The organism is Eubacterium sp. Marseille-QA0814 (assembly GCF_965119675.1).
Lineage (GTDB): Bacteria > Bacillota > Clostridia > Lachnospirales > Lachnospiraceae > Eubacterium_G.
In genome coordinates, this window is record NZ_CBCPMG010000001.1 from 1,147,789 (window position 1) to 1,172,621 (window position 24,833).

At 31.2% G+C, this 24,833-nt stretch carries 22 protein-coding genes and 3 pseudogenes; 3 read left to right on the top strand and 22 right to left on the bottom strand.

Features of this window, described 5'->3' with window-relative positions; all coding sequences use genetic code 11:
- Positions 1-198: 198 nt before the first annotated feature.
- The 4 genes from ACQY63_RS05350 to ACQY63_RS05365 form a co-directional block, all read right to left on the bottom strand.
- On the bottom strand, positions 199-1,284 hold the full coding sequence (locus ACQY63_RS05350; RefSeq protein ID WP_428244832.1) for a hypothetical protein: 1,086 nt from the start codon (positions 1,282-1,284) through the stop codon (positions 199-201).
- Positions 1,285-1,721: 437 nt separating this feature from the next.
- On the bottom strand, positions 1,722-3,140 hold the full coding sequence (locus ACQY63_RS05355) for an N-acetylmuramoyl-L-alanine amidase (RefSeq protein WP_022164953.1): 1,419 nt from the start codon (positions 3,138-3,140) through the stop codon (positions 1,722-1,724).
- A gap of 46 nt (positions 3,141-3,186) precedes the next feature.
- Positions 3,187-4,485, bottom strand: a complete 1,299-nt coding sequence (locus tag ACQY63_RS05360) for a M14 family metallopeptidase (protein ID WP_428244833.1) — start codon at positions 4,483-4,485, stop codon at positions 3,187-3,189.
- A gap of 119 nt (positions 4,486-4,604) precedes the next feature.
- Positions 4,605-4,967, bottom strand: coding sequence for a transposase (locus ACQY63_RS05365; protein WP_428245279.1), 363 nt, complete (start codon positions 4,965-4,967; stop codon positions 4,605-4,607).
- 311 nt (positions 4,968-5,278) lie between these two features.
- Here ACQY63_RS05365 and ACQY63_RS05370 point away from each other — a divergent pair, with 311 nt between their 5' ends.
- A complete protein-coding gene (locus tag ACQY63_RS05370) occupies positions 5,279-5,380 on the top strand; it encodes a YgiT-type zinc finger protein (RefSeq protein WP_412622537.1) in 102 nt (33 codons plus the stop codon).
- A 24-nt stretch (positions 5,381-5,404) separates the two neighbouring features.
- On the opposite strand, the gene ACQY63_RS05375 is transcribed toward ACQY63_RS05370, so the two are convergent.
- The 5 genes from ACQY63_RS05375 to ACQY63_RS05395 form a co-directional block, all read right to left on the bottom strand.
- Positions 5,405-5,527 (bottom strand): hypothetical protein, encoded by a 123-nt coding sequence (locus tag ACQY63_RS05375; protein WP_412622538.1) that lies wholly within the window; start codon positions 5,525-5,527, stop codon positions 5,405-5,407.
- Positions 5,528-5,927: 400 nt separating this feature from the next.
- A complete protein-coding gene (locus ACQY63_RS05380; protein ID WP_428244834.1) occupies positions 5,928-6,881 on the bottom strand; it encodes a DHHW family protein in 954 nt (317 codons plus the stop codon).
- Positions 6,862-7,008 (bottom strand): hypothetical protein, encoded by a 147-nt coding sequence (locus ACQY63_RS05385; RefSeq protein WP_428244835.1) that lies wholly within the window; start codon positions 7,006-7,008, stop codon positions 6,862-6,864. The genes ACQY63_RS05380 and ACQY63_RS05385 overlap by 20 nt, the downstream gene beginning before the upstream one ends.
- Before the next feature lie 11 nt (positions 7,009-7,019).
- Positions 7,020-8,417 (bottom strand): MBOAT family O-acyltransferase, encoded by a 1,398-nt coding sequence (locus ACQY63_RS05390; protein WP_428244836.1) that lies wholly within the window; start codon positions 8,415-8,417, stop codon positions 7,020-7,022.
- Positions 8,418-8,498: 81 nt separating this feature from the next.
- Entirely contained in the window at positions 8,499-9,035 is a 537-nt protein-coding gene (locus tag ACQY63_RS05395; RefSeq protein WP_302690420.1) for a hypothetical protein, read from the bottom strand.
- Between the two features lie 489 nt (positions 9,036-9,524).
- On the opposite strand from ACQY63_RS05395, the pseudogene ACQY63_RS05400 reads away from it, so the two are divergent.
- Positions 9,525-10,720 (top strand): annotated as a pseudogene (locus tag ACQY63_RS05400) (IS256 family transposase).
- A gap of 745 nt (positions 10,721-11,465) precedes the next feature.
- Positions 11,466-11,612, top strand: a pseudogene (locus ACQY63_RS05405) (TspO/MBR family protein); the annotation flags it as partial.
- A 230-nt stretch (positions 11,613-11,842) separates the two neighbouring features.
- Here ACQY63_RS05405 and ACQY63_RS05410 read toward each other — a convergent pair.
- From ACQY63_RS05410 to ACQY63_RS05470, 13 genes and pseudogenes are all read right to left on the bottom strand, one after another.
- The gene (locus tag ACQY63_RS05410) at positions 11,843-15,676 is read right to left on the bottom strand and encodes a glycoside hydrolase family 76 protein (RefSeq protein WP_428244837.1); all 3,834 of its coding nucleotides are present in this window, start codon (positions 15,674-15,676) and stop codon (positions 11,843-11,845) included.
- 252 nt (positions 15,677-15,928) lie between these two features.
- On the bottom strand, positions 15,929-16,822 hold the full coding sequence (locus tag ACQY63_RS05415; RefSeq protein WP_302690422.1) for a polysaccharide deacetylase family protein: 894 nt from the start codon (positions 16,820-16,822) through the stop codon (positions 15,929-15,931).
- 33 nt (positions 16,823-16,855) lie between these two features.
- Positions 16,856-17,716, bottom strand: a complete 861-nt coding sequence (locus ACQY63_RS05420; protein ID WP_428244838.1) for an RsiV family protein — start codon at positions 17,714-17,716, stop codon at positions 16,856-16,858.
- Positions 17,717-17,741: 25 nt separating this feature from the next.
- Entirely contained in the window at positions 17,742-18,230 is a 489-nt protein-coding gene (locus tag ACQY63_RS05425; RefSeq protein WP_428244839.1) for an RNA polymerase sigma factor, read from the bottom strand.
- 659 nt (positions 18,231-18,889) lie between these two features.
- Complete coding sequence (locus ACQY63_RS05430) at positions 18,890-19,111, bottom strand: type II toxin-antitoxin system MqsA family antitoxin (RefSeq protein ID WP_336302302.1); 222 nt, start codon at positions 19,109-19,111, stop codon at positions 18,890-18,892.
- Positions 19,112-19,119: 8 nt separating this feature from the next.
- The gene (locus tag ACQY63_RS05435; RefSeq protein WP_428244840.1) at positions 19,120-19,353 is read right to left on the bottom strand and encodes a DUF4258 domain-containing protein; all 234 of its coding nucleotides are present in this window, start codon (positions 19,351-19,353) and stop codon (positions 19,120-19,122) included.
- 59 nt (positions 19,354-19,412) lie between these two features.
- Positions 19,413-19,568, bottom strand: a complete 156-nt coding sequence (locus ACQY63_RS05440; protein WP_158561142.1) for a hypothetical protein — start codon at positions 19,566-19,568, stop codon at positions 19,413-19,415.
- 25 nt (positions 19,569-19,593) lie between these two features.
- Positions 19,594-19,806: a hypothetical protein gene (locus tag ACQY63_RS05445; RefSeq protein WP_147337657.1), complete on the bottom strand. Its 213-nt coding sequence runs from the start codon at positions 19,804-19,806 to the stop codon at positions 19,594-19,596.
- Positions 19,807-19,887 (bottom strand): annotated as a pseudogene (locus tag ACQY63_RS05450) (hypothetical protein); the annotation flags it as partial.
- Positions 19,888-19,971: 84 nt separating this feature from the next.
- On the bottom strand, positions 19,972-21,168 hold the full coding sequence (locus tag ACQY63_RS05455; protein ID WP_428244841.1) for a sce7726 family protein: 1,197 nt from the start codon (positions 21,166-21,168) through the stop codon (positions 19,972-19,974).
- Between the two features lie 27 nt (positions 21,169-21,195).
- On the bottom strand, positions 21,196-21,477 hold the full coding sequence (locus ACQY63_RS05460; RefSeq protein ID WP_428244842.1) for a helix-turn-helix domain-containing protein: 282 nt from the start codon (positions 21,475-21,477) through the stop codon (positions 21,196-21,198).
- 331 nt (positions 21,478-21,808) lie between these two features.
- Positions 21,809-23,923 carry a bifunctional metallophosphatase/5'-nucleotidase gene (locus ACQY63_RS05465; protein WP_428244843.1) on the bottom strand — a complete coding sequence of 705 codons (2,115 nt, stop codon included), beginning with the start codon at positions 23,921-23,923 and terminating at the stop codon, positions 21,809-21,811.
- A gap of 646 nt (positions 23,924-24,569) precedes the next feature.
- A complete protein-coding gene (locus ACQY63_RS05470; protein WP_158561106.1) occupies positions 24,570-24,737 on the bottom strand; it encodes a hypothetical protein in 168 nt (55 codons plus the stop codon).
- Between the last annotated feature and the right edge of the window lie 96 nt (positions 24,738-24,833).

Consider the following 24,833-nt stretch of genomic DNA (forward strand, 5'->3'; position numbering starts at 1 on the left):
GCGCATACATTAAAACCTCAGTTGACTTTTTTATCAACTGAGGTTTTGTTTTATCCTTCTTCTCTTTTATTTTATTACTTTTTATTTTTTATCTTTGACCACCTTTTATTCTATTTCTTTATCCTTGTAAGCACTTTTTATTCTACCGACTTTTCTTTTTTCATTGTAAACGCTTAAGTTTATTTCCTTTATTATTAGTTATTTCTTTTCTTCTGTTCTAACTAATTTAAAACCGGTTCCATCATCTTTTATAGAATAAATTCTACTTTCATCATAATGTTCACCCGCAATGTAGATTTTTAAAACATTTCCTTTTTTGATAATTTTGCTTGCATATTCAACATCTACTTCTTCTGGGGTTTTAATTACTTTCACAGCTTTGGTTTTCATGTTGTACTCATGGATTGTCTTTGCCTGAATCTTATTTTCTTCGTCTGCTTTATAATTGAAATAATACATATTATCACCATCGAAATTAATAATTTGTGCATTACTTATCATTTCTTCAGGTTCATTCTTCAAATCCCACTTGAAAATTCTATAATCATCTGATGTATATGTTGCTATTTCTCTATTCTCGTTTTTTACAGTAGTTTGATTACCTGTAAAATATAATATATTGTTATTCATCTTTATGTTTTTAATAAACATTCCTACTGGCAATCTTGTTAACATCATTTTATCTTTTTTCATATTATACGCATATAATTTTTCCTGATGTTTAACATACTTTTCGCAGTATGCGTAATCTCCATAAATGCCAAAATTATAAACATTCTTTGGGAACTTATCTGTAAGGACTTTCATTTTACCTGTTGCAACATTATAAGCCTTCAAAACATTCTTACTACGAATAATCAAATTCTTCTTCCCATAAATTCCCGCTATGTAAGTGATTTTTTTTATTGCCTTTACTCTCTCAACCTTCTTACCTGGAACATATTTGTATGTTCCATGTTGTTTTCCCAAGAAAAAAACACTTTTTTTGTAAGTAAAGTATTGATTTCCATTTACCACTCTGCCCAAACATTCTTTTTTCTTACCTGCTTTTTTTGAATAAATGCAACGTTTGTTATCTTTATTCTTTCCAGTGGATATGGTGTACTTGCCTAATTTTGTTTTAGTTCCATAATGTATTGTCAAATTCTTTCCACCTGCACTATTAAAAGATGTGTCACTGGAATAGTTTACATAAGCACCAACTGGTGTTCCCTGACATACACCTCCTAATGCCATCGTAATAATTAATGAACCAACTAATAACTTTTTCTTAAAATTTCTCATAATCGTTACTCTCCTTTCTCTTTAATTTAATTATGAAACGTTGGCATTTTGAAAAATATTGCATTGGGAGAAAGTTATTTAAGTTTATTTAATTTTTATTTAATTTTTATTTAATTTTCACCCGTAACATTCTCATTTTTCCTGCCACAACCATTGCGATATTTATCTTTTACTGAAATACGTCTACCCCAATCAGGGCAAATTGTAAAGATTGCTGTTCCACACAGTGAACAATTATTTGCAGTTTTATATTGTTATGCCTCTAAATTCGTTCAATTTCAACACAAATTTTTCTGTATCAGTGTAATTGCCGATTTTTTAAGAAGTTGTAACTATCTATGTGTAAATAGTAAACCTTGCCCTATAGGCAAAGTCAAGCCTTTAATTTTATTCGGTTATCTCCGACTTGGGTTGTTCCGAGTTAATTAGCTATTTACCTACTTATTCATGCCCTTCACAATTCCATTGGCAATCTTATTTAATGCCTTACCTGAATGATTACTTCGTTTATCCCCAACTTCTAAATCAACAGATGCTATTGTTGAATAAGATGTTTGTGTTAAGTCAATTGCCATAGCTCCATTTCCATAAATTTTTACACCGGCATTTTTCATTCCCCAAATAAGATTTTGTCCTAATTTATTATGTTTTTTCCAATTCTTTGAAACCGGATACATGTTTCTGTAAGACTTGTTATTTGGAACGCTAATATAAAATGCGCCTTTATTTGCTGATGAAGAATCATAATGTAGGGCAATGTGGTAATCTGCATTGTTGTTTGCGTATACCGTTCTTCCTATGTTGTCTATCTGTGAATCTTCACTTTCTCTTACCATCAAAACATTATAGCCTGCTTTTAAAAGTTTCTTTTTCACAACCTTTGCCAGTTTAAGTGTTGCCTTTGCCTCCGATGTTCCGTCACTTAAAGTAGTTCCACCGTTAATTGAAGTAGCTTTTACAGCTCCCTGAGCTGTACTTCCACCTGTCACCTTTGCACTTTTGTCAGGATGACAGTATGTCTTAACACTTTCGCCACCTTTTGTTCCATGACCGGCATTTACGCAAACTGTTTTCTGCTTAAGTTTAGATGCTGTTGAAAAATATAATGTTGCTGCGTCTGTATGTATTTTGGAATAACCTGCAAATTCCCATTTAGAATTCCATGCAATTATTTCGGCGCAGGTGCTCCAAACTGAATAATATTTGTTTTTTCCTTTCTTCACATATCCCCTGACTCTCACGTAGTAATTTTTCTTCTTTAATTTACTAAGCTTTGCAGAATTTTTGTTTTGTACGTTTATAGTTTTACCCTTTGTAAAATTTTCTTTTGTTGAATATTGAATTTCATATCCGTTTGCTTTACTGTTTTTGCGCCATGAAATCTGATTATTTCCAGATTTTCCTGATAATATGTTAATGCTGCTTCCTTTAAGGAAATAGTTTTTAACTTCTAAAGAAGGTTTGCTCTCGTATCTCCTACCTTTTGCTGTTTTGTATGCCACAACCTTAAAAGTGTACAAGCTTCCATTCTTATTTGCTTTCTTATCAGTATACTGTATTGATTTTTTTACCTGACAAATTTTTTTTCCGTCTCTATAAATATCATATCCCTTAGCACCTTCTATTTTGTTCCATTTTATAGTTGTGCTGTTTTTATTATTTATAACGGATGTTATTGTGGGTCTTTCCTTTTCAAAATCTGTAGCTGATCTAGTAATCTCTTCTGCCCCAACAATGGTGTTTATGGAATTTGTTCCTGTCACTTGCGAACTTTTATCAGCAATTTTTGTTCCTGCAGCTATTATTGCTATAATTAGTCCTGATGCAATTATCTTTTTAATCGTATTTTTATTCATATGTGACCACCTTTTCTCACTGTTAAAATACTGTATTCACTTGATTTTATGAATACATTTTTGCAACTGCTACTAATACATATCTGTTTAATTTATATATTTTCTTAAATTCACTATTTTTTACAGGCGCCGGTACTTTACCAGTTTCTAATGTGCAATTTAAAATATTTCTGGCATCTAAATAATCGCTGAATGTTCCATAAGCTGTTGGCTCACTTATTACGTGAGTATATTTTGTCATGGAATACAACATATTGCTAAGTTTTGTGTTTTTACGGTGATACATAACTTCTCCAGCCTGATGATAACAAATTACTACATTAGGTTTTACTTTTTTAACTACGGCTATCTGTGCCTTTGTCTCAGGTTCAGATACAGCTTTCTTTCCTGCATATAGCTTTTCACCAGGTGCTTTTGCACTTTCTCTTCCAAAGCCTTCTGCAAAATTTCTATTGATATCCACGCCTCTTGCATTTGTCTTCCATTCTTTAAAACTAGCTCCTTTTGCTATTTTGTAAAGGTTCTGACGTAAATTAATATCTCTTATTTTCTTAGGTCCATATTGACTAATTGTTACACCATCCGGATTTACCATTGGCATAATTACTAATTTTACCTTGTTAAAAATTGTACTGTAATTCTTTCCCTGATATTTTTTGGTATCATATCCTCTACAATACTCTTCAATGACTTTCATCATAAATTTAGTATTCATATACTCTCTTGCATGTATTGACGTTTCTACATAAACAGTCTTCTTAGCCGTTTCCTTACCTAAAGTAACGTAATACAAATTTCTCTTATCTAAACTTTTTCCTGCAACTTCAACTTTCAATATTGAGCCGTAGGCTTCTTTTAATTTCTTAAGGTCAGATTTCATGTTTGCATAGGAATATTTCTTATCTAATGTATTTACTATTTTTTTAGCATTACATTTGTAGACAACATATTTTGATTTTACTAATAGCTTCTTATTTCCAACTTTTAACATTGAATATCCGCTATTGCATTTCTTATAAACATAGTAGCGGACTCCTTTTTTGACCTTTGTTACTTTCTCCAACTTTAAATTATATGCATAAACTGATTTCTTAACATAGCCACCTTTTTTAACTTTTGTTCCTTTTGTGTCCACGTTAGGTTTCGTTGTTGTTTTTTCAATAGTAGGCTGCTTCGTAGTTGGTTCTTCCACCTTTGTAGTGGTTTCCGGTGCTGTAGTTGTTTCCTCTGTCACCGTAGTTGCCACAACCGTTGTTTCTTCTACTGCCTGGGCTTTTACCCCCGCAAAATTCATTCCTAATGCTATTGCTCCAATTAGCATTAGTGTTTTCAAAGTTTTTTTCATATGTTCCTTCCTTTCAATTTTGGGTATATTTGCTGCGTTTTTTCCTTATTTATATTATAATTTCTAACATATTAAATAGCAATTATTGTTTATTTTTTGACAGATATATTAAAGCATATTTATGTAAAAAAAGAACTGGCACTGAGTTCAATGCAGGCATTGTCATAAGGATAACCTTTATGTGAATAACTGCGTTGCATGTTTTTGGTGGCTTCACGCCATGCCTGAGACACATACTGGCTTCCGCGGTCAGTGTGTATTATTAAAGGTAAATCGGTGTTACGTATTGCATTGGCTTTTTCAATTGTTTTTATTACAGTGGAAACTTCCATTGTGTCGACAAGAGTCCATGCAATTATCTTTCTGGCAAACAGATTCATTACACAGTTAAGATACACAAAGCCGTCATTGGTCCATACGTATGTAATGTCAGTACACCAGACAGCATTTGGCCGTTCGGGATTGAATTGTTCTTTAAGTATGTTATGGAATTCACTGCTAAAGTCAAAGTCTTTTGCTTTGAATCATTATAGATTTTGAGGATCTCCTCCTTGATGGAATTCTTGCGTTTGGCAGTGGCTGACAGTTTGCGTTGATGGTGGTTTGGTTCTCAGAAAAACAGATAAAAAAGATTTATTACTTTTGTTAAAAATAGTAAATATTAATAATATTGATGAAGTAAAACAGAATAAAAGATTAAAATTTATTAAAGAAAAATATGAAAGAAGTTATATGTATCTTGATAACATAAAAGAGTGGTAACAAAACTAAAAGATTAAATAGGAGTAAAGATATGTGTAAACTTTGCAAATGTGATACAGTTAAACAAAGTACTACAACTCATGTTATTAATTACAAAAATAGTATCATTGTAATTAAAAATGTTCCTTGTTAAGAATGTGAGCCAGCAATAGTAAGACTACTCACTGATGCCATTTGCATCAAGCCATTGCTTGGCAGTCATTCCTTCCGGTCTTTGCATACACTGCGTGATGATGTTTTTCCAGCTTTGTTTGCGAACTTCGCGTGTACATTTATCCATAGCTTTTAGCCTCCTATAAAAACTTTAAAAACTACATTGATTTTTTAGATTTCTTATAGTATGGCATAAAGTCAATCATCTGTTAAGGCGGGTGGTTTGACGTTTACTAATAAAAACTGCAATAAGTCTGAAAAAAGCGGAAATAACTCCGAGTTTTTGTTATGAAATAAGTATGATAAATTAAATATTTTTTTATAAACTTGCATTTAGTCTAAAAATTTGAGTAAAATGTTCTGTATTTGCGGGAAATTTCTTATGAAATTGCATTTTCTTTTAAAACAGGAACTTTTAATTTAATTCAGTCAAAATTTCCGTTTTCGAAAAAATTTAATAAAAAAGTGTTATAGATTGTTTATTTATTAGTTAACAGAGAAAAAAGGAATCTAATTAACCAGATTCCTTATCTCATAGAAAAACTATTATTTATAGATAATATACTATACATAAAAAGAACATCTTGATTATCAAATTTTATATAATTATTCAGAATCTTTGAAGAAACATATCTAATATCAATAACAGTAATCTTCCTATAACCATCTATTAATAGAGGAACTAAACTACTGCCATAAGAATCACGAAAAACAATTAATTCTTTATTACTTTTTGAAGTAGGATTAACAATATCTATAATAGAAGATGCTCCTGATAAATATATATCATATTTATCTAATGATTTTATTTTATCATAATCATATATTTTTGTATATTTTTTAGTTTCATAATTATACACACTACTATTATCAATAGATGGATTAGATATGGTTTTTATAGTATCAATATCTTTAGTTACTGATAGTCTACCAGCATAACTACCCTTAAAAGTAGTAATTGTATTTTCAACATTGTTATTAGTTATATCAAAATTCATTTGATTAGCAATAGTATTTGCGACATTAAATAAATCTTCTTGTTTCCAATGAGTGTCAGTCTTATAATAATTATTAAGTGTTAATTTATCAAATATATTTATATAATTAAGATTTGTTAAATTATTTTTCATCATATTTTGTAATTTATTATAATCAAGTTTTAAATTACCTTTATTAACAAAGTAATTTTTATCAGGAATAATAGTATAATATATATTACTATTATTATTCAAATATGTATTTTTTATATAATTAATCTTATTTGTTAAATTATTAATAGAATTAGTATTTAAAGGAAATATTTCTTCAACAATATAATCATCATACATATATAAATTGTTATATTCACCTTTAGTAGATAATTCTATATCTATTTTAATTTTCCTAAAAGTATCTCTTTTGATAAATTGATCCGTAACATAGGAATCAAATTTCTTAAAATATGTACCATCAAACAAGCTTTTAGTAGTTAATTCTGGCATAGTAGTAAGTTTTCTTCTCTGCTATAGAAATATCAGTATCATTTTTTATAACATTAATCAAAAATAATGAAATTATAGTAAAAAGAAATACTAAAGTTATAACTATATTTTTGATTTTATCGTTCATGTATAACCTCCTTAAAATCTAAAATATAAAAATGGGTTATATGAATTATCTATCAGATAAGAAGTAACAACAAATAATATTATAACTATTAAAATTGGTTCTAAAATATTAATTATGCTATTTAGATATTTATTTTTTCTTAATTTATCTATTAATGTTTTAATAAAAGGAGTAGCCCCAAATAAAGCAATAATTAATATTGGTAAATAACTCTTTAAATAATGAAGTGTATAATCATTAATAAAAACTTCTCCATTCATACCAAATAACCCTTTAATATTAGTCAAAGCCACTGACATATTGTCAGAATTAAATATAATAAATAATATCATAACAATAAATAATACATATATTCTTCTTATAAAAGAAGGCAATTTTTCCATAAATTTATTAAGGAATATTTTTTCTATTATAAGAATAATTCCAAACAATAATCCCCATATTAAAAAAGTCCAATTAGCACCATGCCATATTCCAGTTAATAACCATACTATTAAAATATTTCTTATTTGTTTATATTTACCATCTCTATTGCCTCCAAGTGGAATATAAACATAATCCTTAAACCATGTACTAAGAGAAATGTGCCATCTTCTCCAAAACTCAGTTATACTTTTTGATATATATGGGTAATTAAAGTTTTCAGGGAAATTAAATCCAAATATTCTTCCAAGACCAATAGCCATATCACTATAAGCTGAAAAATCAAAATACAACTGTAGCATATAACTTATACCAAATATCCAATAAAATATTACGGTTGTTTCATTTAGAGCAAAAGCTTTAGTGCAAAGTTCTCCCAAAGCATTAGCTATTAATACTTTTTTAGCAAGTCCAATAGAAAATCTTCTAATACCATATGCAAAATTATTAAAACTATGTACTCTATCATCTAATTCTTTTTCTACTGTCTGATATCTAACAATAGGTCCTGCGATTAACTGTGGAAATAAAGACACATAAGTTGCTAAATTTATAATGTTTTTTTGAACTTTAACTTTACCATTATATACATCAATAAGATAACTTATAATTTGAAATGTATAAAATGATATTCCTATTGGTAATGCAATATTTAATAATTTAATATTAGCATTAGATATATCATTAATTGATTGTATAATAAAATCAGTATATTTAAATATTATTAATAAAAATATATGTATAATTAAAGTTGTTATTAATATATTTTTACTTTGATTTTTATATTTATCAATTAAAATAGCACCTATATAAGCAATAATAATTTCTGCAATCATTAAGAAAACATATTTAGGTTCTCCGTAAAGATAAAACAATAAAGATGCAATTAATAAAATAATATTTTTATATTTTTTAGGTGTTATAAAATATATAATTATTAATGCTGGTAAAAAATAATATAAAAAACTAATACTATTAAATAACATCTTATCCTCCTATAAAAAGGCACCTTAAAAGGTTCTTCATTATTTTTCTGCTGGCGTTTCTGATGGAAGTTCTATATTTTCTTAGTTATTTGATTTTTCTAATTCTTTTCCAATATTATTATTTACATATTTCTTAAAATCATTATATACTGCTTTAGCAACATCTTTATCAGCCATTACAGAGAATATTACATTACCACTATTTGTGATATATAATTGTTCTGCAGAAACACAAATCCAACGTCTCATATCAATATTATCTAACATCTCTTGTTTAATTTTTTCTACATCAGCATTGTCTTTAACCCTAACAATAGCAACTGAATAAGCTTGTGCTGTTACCAACGGTTCTGATACAACAATTGATTCGATTCCATCATTTGTTTTTAATCCAGTATAACTAGTAACTTCATCAATATTCTTTATATCTACTTTAATAGTTTCAAGTTCGGGTAAAACATTTTTGTTATTTTTATTTATAGTATTAATAATGTCATTAACGTTTTTTGGTGTCTCAACATTACCTTTCTTACCACTACCTGATACTAGTATGAATATTATAAATGAGATAACTGCTAATAATATCAAACCTATTATAAAAAATTTTTTTTGTTTCATTTCTTTTTCCTCCTATTATCAATATTCTATCACAATTTTACTAGAATTGGTAGAAAAATTATTACGTTTTACAAAAATTAAATTTTAACTATTTAAAAACATTAAACAGAGTATTGAAATTTGTAATTCTTTAGAAAATCAATACAATAAATATAAAAGAACTAAAGAGATGACTATATCAGAAGAAAAAGAATCTCCTCAAAAAAGATAGGAAAGTTAGAAAATATAGTTAAGTAATGTGAACAAAAATTATCGGAAGAGATTAGAGATGAAGGAGAAAGAGAACTTGAAAATACAAAATTATCTGCTTTGCATGATTTAGAGTATTTATATGAAGAAGTTGGAAATCGCCAGCGTAAGAAAGAAGTGAGAAATGAAACCCTCTAGCCTAGGGTAGTGAGAGTGTGAAAGTTTTTCTGTAAATTAAATATTTAAATATAATTAATAGGCCTTCTATGATAAAATTTATTATTATAGGAGGCCTTAATTATGGCAAGAGAAAGAAAAAAAGTACACAAGGTACAAATGACTGATGGCAAACGTGCCATCATCCACCAGCTATTGGATGAATATGACATTCAGACAGCTGAAGACATCCAGGATGCATTAAAAGATCTTCTTGGAGGCACAATCAAGGAAATGATGGAAGCTGAAATGGATGACTATTTAGGTTATTCAAAATCACAACGTTCAGAATCCGATGATTATCGAAACGGTTACAAGTCAAAACGTGTCAACAGCAGTTATGGTTCCATGGAAATCGATGTTCCACAGGACCGTCGTTCTACTTTTGAACCACAGATTGTAAAGAAACGTCAGAAAGACATTTCAGACATTGACCAGAAAATAATCTCAATGTACGCAAAGGGAATGACAACACGACAGATTTCCGACACAATCGAGGATATTTATGGATTTGAAACATCAGAAGGATTTATTTCTGATGTGACTGATAAAATAATGCCACAAATCGAGGACTGGCAAAACCGACCATTAGATGACGTTTATCCTGTTGTTTACATTGATGCCATTCATTATTCTGTAAGGGATGAGGGAATAATAAGAAAACTTGCTGCTTATGTAATTCTTGGAATTACAGTGGATGGAAAAAAGGATGTATTAAGCATAAGTGTTGGAGATAATGAAAGCTCTAAATACTGGTTGTCTGTATTGAATGAATTAAAAAACCGAGGTGTAAAAGACATTCTTGTTATATGTGCCGATGGTTTAAGTGGCATAAAGGAAGCCATATCGGCAGCTTTCCCAAACACAGAATATCAAAGGTGCATAGTTCATCAGGTGAGAAATACTCTTAAATATGTACCCGACAAAGACAGAAAAGCCTTTGCGAAAGACCTTAAGACAATATATCAGGCAGTTAATGAAGAAAATATCCGAACTCCATGAAAAGATGGAAGGACAACTGGGATGTGATATCGCCTATTTTTAAATTTTCAGATACTGTACGAAAAGTAATATATACAACCAATGCCATTGAAAGTTTAAATTCAACATACAGGAAACTTAATCGTCAGAGAAGTGTATTTCCAAGTGATAAGGCATTATTGAAAGCACTGTACCTTTCAACCTTTGAAGCAACGAAAAAATGGACAACGACCTTAAGAAACTGGGCTCAGGTGTATGGAGAACTGAGCATTATGTACGAAGGCCGTTTGCCTGAATAGCATAAAAAATACCCAATATCAAGGATAAATATACGCCCGTTATAAAACGGGCGTCCTTGACATGGGTATTTTTATATGCTAGTTATATAAACAAGAGCTGCAAGCTCATTTCATGAACTTACAGCTCCATCACTTATCATAGAATGTCTATTTACAGACTTTATTTCACAGACTCAGGGTAGTTGTCACCCACCTCCCATACTGGTATGATAGGTACTGAATTTGGTTTTCTAAAGCTCCTATCTGGCTTTCGTGTTGCGTACTTACTCTGCAATAGAATGCAACTCTGACCTTACCTGTCCTATACTTATATTACAGTTAGCTTCTTCTTCGTATTCTATAGCCATTTTAAACAAATAGTTCCAGTACTCTTCATCATTCTGTAAATCTGAAGATTGTTCATTTTTTGCAAATTATTTCTAAGACTTTTTATGAACGCTAAAAACCTACGCGTATGCTTTCTCCTCTCTTTTTTGTCCTGTAGATATTGTCGATATTTTTTTATTTTTTGAATTAATATGTGTAATATATATTTAAAAATTCCACATATAAAAGTTTATTTCAAACTTATTGACAATATCGACAACTAATTTGAATCAAGTATTTTTCATTGGCTACTCTTTCCAAATCGTAATTTTTCTATTCTTTTTTCATAATGATTCAGAATATCATCCTACTCTTCTCCACTAGCCAGATGGAAATCCTGTTCTCTAATATACAATAATTCCATAGGGGTGTTTTATCTGCCCTTTTAACCCGGGGAAATATGCAGACCTTTGAGATGATAAACAAGCTGCCTTTCTCTCCACTGGGATGTGTTTTCCCAATTATTTGGACTATTCTGTATGTCCTTATGGGTATCAGTTCCGATCTTGCAGTAATTTCAGATTAACCTAATGATAAAGCCTTATCTGTTTATTTAACTTGCTTTTAATTTCTTTTGGTCAATATTGTTTTTTACCTTCATTTGCAGGATATTTAAATTTGGCAATCTATATAATACAAAAATAAACGTTGCTTCTTTGTTGTTTTTAAGCCAAAATAACGGGCTTCATGATACGCCCCTGTCTATATGACCGGGGCGTATCATAATGCCCGCTACTTTTCTAATATTATATATCTTTATTTAACTGTAACTTTCACTCGTTTGTACACACCATTCTGTGCATAAACATAAACTGAACATTTGCCTTTCTTCTTAGCTGTAATGACTCCCTTTTTGGATACAACAGCCACATCCTGATTATCTGATTCGAAGGCTGTCTTTCTATGTTTCTTTAATTTAACCTTCTTTGATTTAGCAATCTGTTTAACTTTTAACTTGAACTTCCTGCCCTGCTTTATGTTAACCTTTGATTTGTTCACTTTAAGTTTCTTACAGTTACCTACTTTTCCACCCTTTGTTGCCACATGAATTAACTTGGATATTGCTACCACTTTGCCCTTTTCATTTAATGCAACAACCATGTACTTATAATAAGTACCTTTCTTTAGCTTCTTATTAGTAAATGTCTTGCTGTGAACAGTTGCAATCTTCTTATATGAAGTTCCACATTTTGCACCATATATAACATATGTCTTAGCAACCTGTATTTTCTTCCATGTAAGACTGATAGCCTTCTTCTTGCTCTTCTTAACCTTTACACAAAGTTTTCCGAAAGTAGATCCTGCTAAATCCTTATCATTCTTGCAGTTAAGTATTTTCCTGTTAACCTTACCTACATCGCTTCCTTCTCCAATTGCTTCTGTTGAAGTTTTACTCTGTGTTGTAGGCGCCATTGTTGTCTGTGCCTCTGTCGTTGGGGCTTCCGTTGTAGGTGCCACCGTTGTAGGGGCTACTGTAGTAGGTGCAACCGTTGTTGGTACCTCTGTAGTAGGAGCTACCGTTGTTGGTGCCTCTGTAGTAGGAGCTACCGTTGTTGGTGCTGCTGTTGTAGGTGCTACCGTTGTTGGTACCTCTGTCGTAGGGGCTACCGTTGTTGGTACCTCTGTTGTTGGCGCAACCGTTGTAGGCGCTGCTGTTGTAGGTGCCTCTGTCGTAGGTGCTACTGTAGTAGGTGGTGCTACTGTTGTTGGTTCTTCACTAAATAAGAAATAATCAATATTTCCAACATATGTCTTTCCGCTGTCAGGAGTAAATTTAAGATATACCTTATGAACTCCTGTACTTATCTCTTTTTCCAAAGCAAACTTTTTTTCAACATATGTATCCCAACTATCTTCAGCAGTTTCAGTCAGATACAATTCTCCAACAGGTGTCGTATCCAAACTATCTAAATATAATGATACTTTTCCTGTGGCAATCTTACCTCTTACAGAGTAATTCATTATAATACTCTTTGCGGTTTTGGTAAACCTTACACTATCATATCTTGCCCATTCACCGTCATTGGTATTTCCTAGGTATGTATCATAATTAATTGTTCCATTATAGTCATCTGTGTTCTCTGCTTCAATTTTTGAAAATGCATCTTTATATGCACTATCCGCAAGAACAGTTCCGTCAGGCACTATCCATTCTCCATTTACGGTTTCCATATGGAAAGTTTCCCCTAAGCCACCTATAGTAGTTGAAGTTGAAAGAACCGCCTTGTCGCCATTTGGATCAACACACAAATACTTTCCATTTGCAATTGACCTAATAGCAAACTGTTTATTTTTACTTGTATCTTCCGCGTATCTTTCTATAACAAATTTTTCTCCGTTATATATTGCGGAGGTGCTTGCTGTAAGATATGCTCCTTCACTTACCATACATATATATTTTCCTGACACTAATGATTTGAAAGAAACTGTTCCATCATCATTTTTAATTATTTTAAACTGTTCCCACTCATCTCTATTATCACTTGTTGCAACAATTGTTGTATCACTGCTTCCGTTTTTACACCTTGCATACTGCTTTGATGCATCTGACTTTAGGAAAAAGTATCCCTGATCATCCTTTGTTGCCTTAGTAAATTTAAAATAATCAAAATTACATACATGTGATGTATCTGACTTAAACACTATGTATACGTTCTGTACTCCGGTAATGCGGGCTGTATCAATTGTCACTTCCTTCCAGTTCTGCCATGTTCCTGTATTTTCAATGCTTGCCTTTGCAATAAGTGGTCCTGTTGTGCTTCCAAGCCTAAATTCCAGTATTCCATTTGCATCTTCTTTTTCAGTTTCTCTTGAATATTTAAATGTAAGTTTTGACGCACCTGTCTCACCAAAATCAATATTGTAGTAAGCAGCATAGTTGCCGTTCTTTACACCACCAAGACTTCTGCCACCACTTGTTCCGCCGGAATTTTCTGAAATAAGCCCTTTACAATAATCTAAATCTTCTGCTTCAATATTTGAATAAGCATCTCTTTGTAAATTATCTGCATATGTCGGCATATTCGCCATAAGTGAAATGGCGTTATAAGCCGCAAATGAATCCCATGTTGCGTCTTCAGATGCTTTATTCTGCCATGAACATTGCATAATTCCTTTTGAATTACTATTCATCCATGCAACTCTTGCATTATCTTTAAAGAATGAAAGATACTCACCCTTATTAAAATCTACAATGAATTTTCTCATATACCTCATGAGAATTCCTCTCATACCTGAAAGGTCACCTGAATTTGTATTCTCTTCTTTTAAAATATTGTTATAGCATAAGTTTTTTACTGTATTTGCCATGACATTGCATGCATCATCATAATACTGCTGTGTTCCATATTTTTCATAAAGCATGATTGCTGCTCCAAGGAAAGTTCCCTGATTATAAGTAGAACGCCAGGCGTTTCCTGCACTATCCCATACATGTCCTGCATCATCGCCTTCCCTTACATACAGTGAACTGTTTCTCCATGCATCAAATACCCTTTTAGCTTTTGTATAGTAACTGTCATCGCCCGTGGCAATTGCAAGATAACATGCACCTACTGTTGCAGGTCCGTTAATACATGACGTTGTTCCGTCACCTTTTCCGCTTTCATGAGACCATCTGATAAGCCCGTCTGTTCTTCCTTCTGTTCCTCTTTTATACATAAAGTCCCAGTTTTTCTTGGCAATGTCTAAGTAACTCTGATCACCAAACAACAAATATGCTCTTACGGAATCAAGCACTGCCCAGGCTATATCATCATTAAAATCATTATTTGACCAATAATCTCCATTTCTTGCTATAAAATCCTTATATGTATTTTGAAACATATCCCTGTAAATTGATTTTCCTGTTGTTTCATATCCATCAAGCATAGCCTCCATAACTTCTGCAATTCCCCAGAATCCACCACCCAGGCTGTCATATCCTGTTGTTGAATTTTTAACATAATATTTGTTCTTAAATGCTTCTAAAGCCTTGTCCGCCATTGCTTCAGTAAATGATAAATTCTCAGCATCACTCTTTTGTATTCTCCAAATCTGACGAGGCTCATAATCTACACTTTTTGCCTTTGTCCATAATCTGACCTGTGCGCCATCCTTATCTTTTTTGTCATCATCACTGATAATTTCAGCATATTCTTCTTCACCATTATCATTTTTTACAGCTGAAACAATATAGTAACATCCTGAATATTTTCCTGATGTAATTGGCACTAACTTCCATCTGTAATTATCAGAATTATCATTACCATTTAAGTCCATATTATCCCCATTGTTTTTTCCGGTTATTTTTATACTTTTGCCGGATACTACATTGGTGATATTATAATAATCCCCTGTTTCCTTTAATGTCCATCTTGCCAAATCGCTCATTGCATCTGTGTTCCAAACCACACAATTTGCATAAAATGTTGAAAGGTCAGTCTGTGTTATTGCCTTACCATTATATGCCGATACAATTGTATAAGTTGCACCATTAGTTATTCCTGCAGTTGCAGCTTTTACTTCAACATTTTGACCAAAATTCATACCGCCCCACAACGTGCTAACCATAACTACTGTTAGCAAAATTGAAATAAATCTTTTTAGCATGTTTCCCTCCTATTTTCACTCTTTTTTGTAGGTTATCACCTTACAAATTAAGGCTCAATGAAATATAAAATTTGGTTACCATTTCTAAAAAATACACACCATTTTTAAGTTGGGACAGATAATACTTTTAGCCTTTATTTAATTGTTTTTGTATCTGGTTCTATCTGGTTATTTATCTCCTGTGAAAAGTTAATTTTTTGCATATAAAAACCGCAATGCTAAGTTTTTAATTTAACATAACGGTTCTTATATCTAGAAGAATTCAAAATATGGCTTTCTATTTTCTAGTTTGCAGCCTTTAGCCTCTGCCATTTCAGATACTGTAACTAACTGATATCCCTTTTTTAGTAGTTTTGGAACAATCTTTTTTACTGCATCTACTGTCCATCCATGAATGTCATGCATCAACACTATATCTCCATCATGAGCATCATTCATAACAGACCTTATTGTTTTCTTTTTGCTTTTTGTCTTCCAATCCAATGTATCCACAGACCAGCAAACCATAGGTGCATTTACATATTTACTTACCTTCTTATCCCTGATTCCTGCTCCGTAAGGTGGTCTCACAAATTTAGTTCCATGTCCAACATGCTTCTTAATCAAATCATTAACCCCTTCCACTTCCCATTTGATTTTTTTCGAGGATAATGTTAGCAATGACTGATGATCCATCGTATGATTTCCCATGTCACATCCTAATTCATCCATTTTCTTTAAAATTTCTTCCACCTTTATATCGTTTCTGGAAAGACTTGTACCACACATAAAAAACGAAGCTCTAACTTTATATTTTTCCAATGTTTCCAGCAATTCCAATGTTCTCTCCCCCGGCCCGTCATCGAAGGTTAATGCAATCATAGGTTTATTAGGATCAATTACTCTTTTATTATCTTTTGTTGTTTTCTCTTCGGTTTTACCGTTTTCTTTCTTTGTTTCAGTTGAAGCCTTTTCACCATTAGCCGCAACATTCTTTGTATTTTCAACAACTTCACCATTAACTCTTACAACTATTTTACTCCCTTTGTTTTTTTCTATTAAAATACAACCGCCTGCTCCGATTACTAAACACAATATTAATAACGTGGATACTACACGCATTTTAAGTTGTCTTATTCTCTTTTGTTTTTTTTCATCTCTTGTCATCTTTTTCGTCTCCATTATCTGTATTTATGTTTCTTAATTATTTAAAATATTTTTTACTATATCTTTTGATATTACAAACTTAGGCGCCCCTGTACATCCTGGTCCTACCTCGTACTCATCAAATGCAATTACTATATTTTCCTCATTATTTATATAGTAGTTTTGATTGCCTGATATTTCTTTAAATCCTGTAGAAATGCCATTATCTTTAATAAAATATACAACGTCTTTAGTCAACATTTGTTGTTTCATTTGTCGTTTTATATCATTACTTATAATCTTTATATAATCAGATTTTTTCTTAAACATATCTTTTAGACTAACAATCTTTCCACTTGATTTATCTATATTGTAATATCTATGAAATTCGTATCCACTTGCTCCGGTTTCATTTATTGTAAATGCTATTGTAAACCACTTATCATTATTAACAACAATTTTATAATCCATATATAAATCACTAAATCCACTTGAACCTAAATCAGTTTTATATTGATTCACTATCTTGTTTGTATATTTTTTTATATCATTATTTAACTTTTCAACTGTTTTTTTGTTTTTAATATCTCCATTAGAATCTACTTTTGCCATATTAACTTTGATATCTTTATCTTTATCATATTTTCTAACTGTTATTACAGTAAAAATATTTCCCACCAAAGGTATATTTTTCAAAGATGATGCCAATGTTTCATTTGTATTTGGCATAATTACAACTAACAACAATGCAGCAACAGAAATCATCCATCTTGCAATTATAACTTTTTTCCTTTTTCTTTTTTTATCAATCTTAGCATACTCTAAAACTTCATTTAATTTCATTTTTTCATCATCAGGAACTTCGACTCCAATATATTGACTTTTAAGTTTTTTTAACATTTCATCATTTACCATCTTAATTTCTCCTTCATATCACAATTTATTTAACTATCATATACTCTTTTAACTTCTCAAGTGCCCTATATATCCTACTTTTTACTGTACTTAAGTTTTCACCTAAAATGTACGCAACATCATTTAAACTCATTTCTTCAAAATATCTTAATACAATTACAGCCCTTTCTTTATCTGTTAATTTGTTCAACGCCTGTTTCAATTCAATCTTATTATCTTCAATCTCAAACACATCTTTTTCATCTTTCATTTCATTTACAATATCTCTATCCCAATTAAACCTGTTTTTTTTAATATAATTAATTGCTTCATTTATAATAATTTTGCATATCCATGTGTCTGCATATTTTACCTGACGCAATTTTTTCGAATTATATATAGCCTTATACGCTCCTTTTTGTACTATATCCTGTGCATCATTTTTATTTTGAGCATAGCTATATGCTATATGATAATATTTGTCATAATTATTTATAAGAAGTTTGCTAATTATATCTTCTTTTTTCTCTTTCAATTTTATCTCCTTTACGCTTTATACTATTTAGACTATTCAAAGTACCAAAAAGTTTCATTTTTTTATAAAAAAAATACTTTTTTATAATTATATCTGTCATAGGGCAATCTCTTTCATTCTGTTTCGGGGCAAAGTTTTTATCCTGTGTAAATTCTTTGTCCTTCAGAGATTTCCCCTATCCATTCATGTTTCAAACATAAAATAGATTGCTTCAGAGTAATACCCTTTAACTCTGTATTACATTTTCTGTTCCTCATAAAATTATGATTTTATGTGTAACTCAAGACCCTTGAAAGCCCTTAAAATAAGGTATTTCTCCAATTATTAAAAACTGCTGTCAATAGCCTGTTTTAAGCCTATTTATTAGCAAAAAAGACCCTGACGGTCTGTATTTCTACAGAACCATCAAGGTCATTCTTTATGCTTGGACACTCTCACAACTCATGTGAGTTTTATTTTTTCCTACTGGCACTATTGATTCAGTTTTACATTACTGATTCAAATTGATTCATTACTGGCTGAAAACTTTGCCCCAAAAGTGGATAAAAGTGTTTGCCCTGTAATACTTACTAGTGTATTTATTACTTGTTAGCAATAGCTGCCTGAGCCGTTACATATCATAGGCTTACTACAGCCACTCCTATTTCTGCTTTATCTTTTTATGCTACCTTTGAATAATCTAGCACTGCAATTTCCTGCATCATTTGCTTTGCTAAATTAACCATCTTTTCTAACTGTTCTGCTACTTCGTCTGTATAATATTTTTCTCCACACTGCTCACATTCTTCACAAGGAACATTTTTAATTACAATGATACTATTTTTGTAATTAACAACATGAGTTGTAGTACTTTGTTTAACTGTATCACATTTGCAAAACATACACATATCTATTTCCTCCTTGTCTTTAAATCTTTTTCAAACTTGATTGTATTTGGAAAGTATGCTGTAATAATATAAATATATTTTCCATCACTTCCAGCAACAACATGTATTATTTTATCATTTATAGTATATCCAAAAATTAAACAACTAGGATGTGGAAAATCATCTGGATAATCTTCAATTATTTCACCTTCCAAAACACATTTTTTAACATCTGCTCTTGAAATGTCTCTTTCCAAATAAGTCTACGACTTTTGTTCTATATTTACATTATACTTATCCGTGTGTTAAATATCAATTAAACATTTTTTCTTTTCTCCCCCCTTTTGTACACAATAGTAATGCTATATTCTGTAGCTGAAATATATAGTTCAGAAATCCACTGTTCACCCTTGTTTTCAACTAATATATCTTTAAACTCACAATCTTCTTTGTCTACAAAATATTTTTTCATTATTTTGCTATGTTCCTTTTCTTCATCAGATATTAATAGGAAAACACATCCTCCATCTTCTTCTAAGCTTCTTTCGCTTCCATAATTCAAATCTACGGGTTAGTACATTTTTCCCCATTACTTCTATACCATACATATCATCTCCATCGTCATTTCTTCCTATATAGTACAACAAAAAATACTCATCTTTTACACTTTTCTTTTTTATCGAATTTTTCAATCTATCTTCTCTATCCATTCCTAATATGTCCAATATAGTGGTTTTACCTGAACCATTTTTACCTACTAATACAGAAATATTACTTATATTTTCTCCCATAAGATATTATAATTTTGATTTTACACTATTTTATGTGAAAAAAAACTCCTGCACACCATTTCCGGTATACAGGAGTTCATTATTTTAAGTAATTATATTCCTTTCACTTATCAGTGTATTACTTGTTAGCAATAGCTGCCTGTATTGAGCGGCAACCTTGTGGGAGTCATTTTCTAAAAAAATAATAGTGTTATCTTTTTCGTTTCCTTCCACTTTACATAGCACCGGTTCTGTGGATGTTCTAAGTCTCCATTCAAAATAATCATCATGAACAACTATCTGATCTATGAATGTTTCCACTATGTCTTCTGGAATATCTCCACTGATAACATCATACTTTTTTTCCAGCAAATCCGTAAGTAATTGAATCTGCGTTTTTACATTTGAAACTATTGCGGAATTTTTCACATCACGCTTCAATAGCTCTGAATCAATGTACTCAATCTGCTTTTTGAAGACTCCTTTCTTTTCCTCATAAACTTCTTTTGAAATATCTCCTTCAACACGAAGTTCAACAAGATTGGAAAGTTTTTCTTCATATTTCTTTCGTTTTTTATTTAATTCTTTTACTTCATCAGTATAATCTACAACATTTTCATCTTTAATTGTTGCATTTAACATTTCTATTGCTCTATTAATAATTTTGTCTCTTTCTTTCCATAAATCATTAAATAGCCAATGTGCAACTATCTTTAATTTCCACTCCTGTATCACATCGCCAATAGTATTGTAGTCTCGCTGGAAAAGTTCCTCGCTTATCTGTTTATGTAGCAGCTCCCACGGAACTTTTTCCATGATTTTTGTTATTACAAAATCTTTGCTTTTTTGCTTATACTTTGGCATATTATTTATTTCCTGAATGCGAGCCAGTTCCGGTCTCCAAAGTATGCTTAATTTTCGTTTCATTTTGTAAGTTTTCTGAGCCCTTTTATTAATCCCCGGCTCTCGCAAAATTTGAAATTTTATATCTCCTTCATCTTCAGTCGCCACTATTATTCCCCAGTATTCACGGATATGTTCATCTATATGTTTGGAGTGACTGCTGCCTACAACTACATAATTGTAATCAAAAAATTTATTGTAATCTTTTATCTGTCTGGCAAGTCTTGTGTAAGTATCTGCATCACTTTTTATTTCCACCCCTACAAGAGTTTCTTCCAATACAAGCATTACATCTGCTCTTGATTTTGCAATCTGCTTTTCCTCTATTATTCTCACCTTACCAAATTTTTCATCAAAAAAATCAAATAAAGGTTCCCTTATATCCTTGTCTTTTAACATTTGTATTCCACCTGATATTGTTATATTTTATTGTTTCCCTTCATTTATAACCTCCTGAATATTCCTATACGGAACATCTGTAAACAGTGACCTTATTTCGTTTACCACACCTAGACTGGTTGCTATTTTTGTTAAACTTTTAAGTGATATCTGTCCTGTTGACTCAAATCTTTTTATTGAGCCATAACTTACACCACTTATTTCTGAAAGTTTTTCCTGGGAAATGCAATGCCGTTTTCTTATATTTCTTAATCTTCCAGCTATATTTTTATCTATTTCTTCTGTGGTTTCCCACACATATGTCTTCATATTTTGTTCTCCTTTACTGATAATATATTATCTATTTTCACGTTTTTGAGCCATTTTTAGATAAAATATTATCCATAAGTATTATAGCAAATGTTTGTGTATTTCAAGTTTTATAATATTTCCTAAGCAAACTACACCTGAATATAAAGTAATAACTGTTATAATATATACTTTTCTACAATATACAAAAGACACCCTTTAAAGGTGTCTTTACTTTCCCGTGTTAATATTTATACAAAAATGTATCCGATTTTTCTACAAAGCAGCTTAATTGTTATCTTTCTTTCCCCTTCAAATTGATGGATTTGAAGGGGAAAGAAAATCAATACTCTTACTTAACAACTTTGATCTTTGACCATTTACCAAATTTTTTCACTTTTCCATAAGAAATATATGCCCGAACACGAACATACACTTTTTTCTTGGTTTTCTTTGAAAGTGTCATTTTAAATTTAGCTTTTTTGTAAAATTTTGATTTTACAATTTTTTTAAAGTTTCTCTTATAAGATATTTGTGCATGGTAACCAGAAGCACGCTTGAGGGCTTTTAGTTTAAGATCGATTTTTTTGCCGGTTTTCCTTGCTTTCTTTATTACAACCTTATTTGGAGCAATTTTACGTGTGGTTGTAATCTGAGATACCTTTGTAGAAGGTTGCTCTTTAACAGTTGTGCTGTTTTCTGATGTTGGTGTTTCTGGTTTCACAGTTGTGGAATTATTTATAAAATGAATTCTTTCCTGACCATTGATATTTCTATATTCTTCAGGGATTGTTCCACCTTTTGAAGAGATATAATCAGAAACTAAGTCGGCATCAACCTTTTTAGCATCTACATCTACTAAAGCTTTGCAATTTAAGAACATCGTCATTCCATCATTTGTGTCATGATAATAACAATCATCAATCGCTAATGTATAAGTTTTATTTAAGTCTAAAGGTTTTGTACCAACTTTTACATTTTTAACGCGATATTCACTGTCTACTGAAACAAACTGTCCGTTTTCATCAATTGTGACAGATGGTTTAATATCAGTGTTTATATCATAAGTCAACCCTGAAGTTTGAATAAATCCACCGCATTGTTCAGGCCATAAATGAGCTCCCATTTCAAGACAATCAAGCAACTGTTTACCAGTAACTTCAAGCTTAACAACATAATCACTCCATGGTAAAACATTTAAAATATCTAAATAGGTCAATTCTCCTGAAGCTAAATCGGCTCTAATATTTCCACCATTAGAAAAAGCAACATCAGCATCCATACCAACTCTAAACGCATCAGTTATAAAATCACCCAAGTTTGTTTCCTGTGAACGGATAATTCGGTTTCCGGTATCCGGATTGTAACTATACAATCCAAAGTCACTTTCTCCAACTTTTCTAACTAAATTAGAATATTTTGATTCGATTCCTGTTACATAAGAATCTATAGTTTTGTATGAAGATAATTCTTTTTCTTCATCTGTGATTTGATTAACAAGATTTGTTTTAGAAGACAAAGAACCATCTTTGTTCAGTGTGATTTGTAAGACACCTATGTCAACTAGTTTTGTTCCGGTAGATGATAAAATAACATTCTTGCCTTCTTTATTTTTAACAGTATCGCCACTAAGAAAACTGTGAGCATGACCATCTAAAAATACATCAATACCGGTTGTATTGGCAATTAATTCACGTGAAGACCAACCATCAGTAATACCTTCATCACCAAGATGTCCCAATGCTACGATATAGTCTGCGCCTTTTGATTTCATTTCGTTTACAGCTTCTTGCATCTTTCCGTAAAATTCATTCAAGTCTGTTCCACAAAATCCATAAATGTAATTTCCGTCCTCATCCTGATATGTAGATACTGAACCTTTAGTTATATTTTCAGGAGTTAGAATACCTACGTAGCCAATCTTTATTTCTTGACCGTTAACATTATATGTTTTTATGTCGTATGGCTGTGAGATATTTTTATTTTCCTTTAAATCAATATAGTTTACAGCTAGATATTTAGCAGTGGAGTATTCCATAAAAGTTTTAGTCTGAGATATTCCATAATCAAACTCATGATTACCTAAAACCTGATAGTCATATCCCACATGGTTCATAATATCCAGGCAGTCTAATCCGTCTGATTGTGAGCAAATAACACTTCCTTGTAGTGCATCTCCCATATCTACCAATGTGACGTCGGCAGCAGACTTAGCAGCCTCCTCTTTTAAGGCGGCAATTCCTGCAAATCCTAAACTCTTGCTTGAACCTGAATATTGTGAATGATTACTTACACCTCCATGTATATCATTTGTATAAAGAACGACAATTTGGTTATTATTTACATTCAAATCAGAAAAAGTAGTGGTATCTGATTCTGCACCATAAATCATCGTACTGGACAATAAGCTAATTATAAGTAAAAATGACATGCTTATTGAAAATAATTTTTTTGAATACTTATGCATTTCCAAATTCTCCTTTCATAAAATTAACTCGAAAATTGGTCTTAGTACTAATCCATTTTGTTATTTTATTATACCAAAATAGTTAAAGATTTAAAGAGAGAATTTGTAATAGAATATTTTTGTTCAATATTTGGTACTTTAAACGTTTCAACATCCCAAAAATGGTTGAAAGAAAAATAGTGAATTTCAATATGTTAAATTTTGAAAAAACAATACTTGATAATACTAAGTCATAGGCATTCTGGGAAAAGACTAACCGAAGCCATCTATACAGAGGTTGCTGCAAAGGTAGAGGCATCAGGGCACAATGGTCAAAACCATGGATTGCCACAACAAAAGACTCTGACTTTAGCCGTGAACTTCATAACATTCTTAATGAACAGTTTAATCCTGAGTGTCTAAACGCTGTCTGGTGTACTGACATTACCTACGCATTGCATATTGTATAATATGTACACCCAGTAATCTTTATTGATTTGAAAGTACTTACAGTTGTGTTCAAAGTTCTTACTATCAATGACAGCACCTTTTTTAAACATTGGTACAAATATGATAATATCTGATACACAATTACATGATAATCATCTCTTACCATATTTTCTCCTTCCCACAAAAAAACATCCTGCCATTATCTGCAAGATGCTTTCTATAACATATCAAGTATTGATTCACAAATTTTTCCTTCTTCTGTTGCCTCATAGTTTTCGTCAAATCCTTTTTCCTGTAAATGCTCTGATACTTTGTATTCTATCATCTCATAATCAGAATCATTAAGATTATCAAAAAAATTGATAGGTATATTTATTTTTTTCAACTTCTCCTGTATCAGGATTTAATATTACTGTTGCTTCTGTTGGTTGAACGATGCACCATTTTCTCCCTATCGTTCAACCAAATAGACTCTTGGGAA

Excerpts from the sequence above, each read along its gene's own strand:
- ACQY63_RS05395 (WP_302690420.1), bottom strand. The coding sequence starts at position 9,035 with ATGAAACAAAAAAAATTTTTTATAATAGGTTTGATATTATTAGCAGTT.
- ACQY63_RS05460 (WP_428244842.1), bottom strand. The coding sequence starts at position 21,477 with ATGAAGACATATGTGTGGGAAACCACAGAAGAAATAGATAAAAATATA.
- ACQY63_RS05410 (WP_428244837.1), bottom strand. The coding sequence starts at position 15,676 with ATGCTAAAAAGATTTATTTCAATTTTGCTAACAGTAGTTATGGTTAGC.
- ACQY63_RS05355 (WP_022164953.1), bottom strand. The coding sequence starts at position 3,140 with ATGAATAAAAATACGATTAAAAAGATAATTGCATCAGGACTAATTATA.
- ACQY63_RS05375 (WP_412622538.1), bottom strand. The coding sequence starts at position 5,527 with ATGGATAAATGTACACGCGAAGTTCGCAAACAAAGCTGGAAAAACATC.
- ACQY63_RS05415 (WP_302690422.1), bottom strand. The coding sequence starts at position 16,822 with ATGACAAGAGATGAAAAAAAACAAAAGAGAATAAGACAACTTAAAATG.
- ACQY63_RS05430 (WP_336302302.1), bottom strand. The coding sequence starts at position 19,111 with ATGTTTTGCAAATGTGATACAGTTAAACAAAGTACTACAACTCATGTT.
- ACQY63_RS05440 (WP_158561142.1), bottom strand. The coding sequence starts at position 19,568 with ATGAAAAAATATTTTGTAGACAAAGAAGATTGTGAGTTTAAAGATATA.
- ACQY63_RS05445 (WP_147337657.1), bottom strand. The coding sequence starts at position 19,806 with ATGGATAGAGAAGATAGATTGAAAAATTCGATAAAAAAGAAAAGTGTA.
- ACQY63_RS05465 (WP_428244843.1), bottom strand. The coding sequence starts at position 23,923 with ATGCATAAGTATTCAAAAAAATTATTTTCAATAAGCATGTCATTTTTA.
- ACQY63_RS05385 (WP_428244835.1), bottom strand. The coding sequence starts at position 7,008 with ATGAACGATAAAATCAAAAATATAGTTATAACTTTAGTATTTCTTTTT.
- ACQY63_RS05350 (WP_428244832.1), bottom strand. The coding sequence starts at position 1,284 with ATGAGAAATTTTAAGAAAAAGTTATTAGTTGGTTCATTAATTATTACG.
- ACQY63_RS05390 (WP_428244836.1), bottom strand. The coding sequence starts at position 8,417 with ATGTTATTTAATAGTATTAGTTTTTTATATTATTTTTTACCAGCATTA.
- ACQY63_RS05455 (WP_428244841.1), bottom strand. The coding sequence starts at position 21,168 with ATGTTAAAAGACAAGGATATAAGGGAACCTTTATTTGATTTTTTTGAT.
- ACQY63_RS05370 (WP_412622537.1), top strand. The coding sequence starts at position 5,279 with ATGTGTAAACTTTGCAAATGTGATACAGTTAAACAAAGTACTACAACT.
- ACQY63_RS05420 (WP_428244838.1), bottom strand. The coding sequence starts at position 17,716 with ATGGTAAATGATGAAATGTTAAAAAAACTTAAAAGTCAATATATTGGA.
- ACQY63_RS05360 (WP_428244833.1), bottom strand. The coding sequence starts at position 4,485 with ATGAAAAAAACTTTGAAAACACTAATGCTAATTGGAGCAATAGCATTA.
- ACQY63_RS05380 (WP_428244834.1), bottom strand. The coding sequence starts at position 6,881 with ATGCCAGAATTAACTACTAAAAGCTTGTTTGATGGTACATATTTTAAG.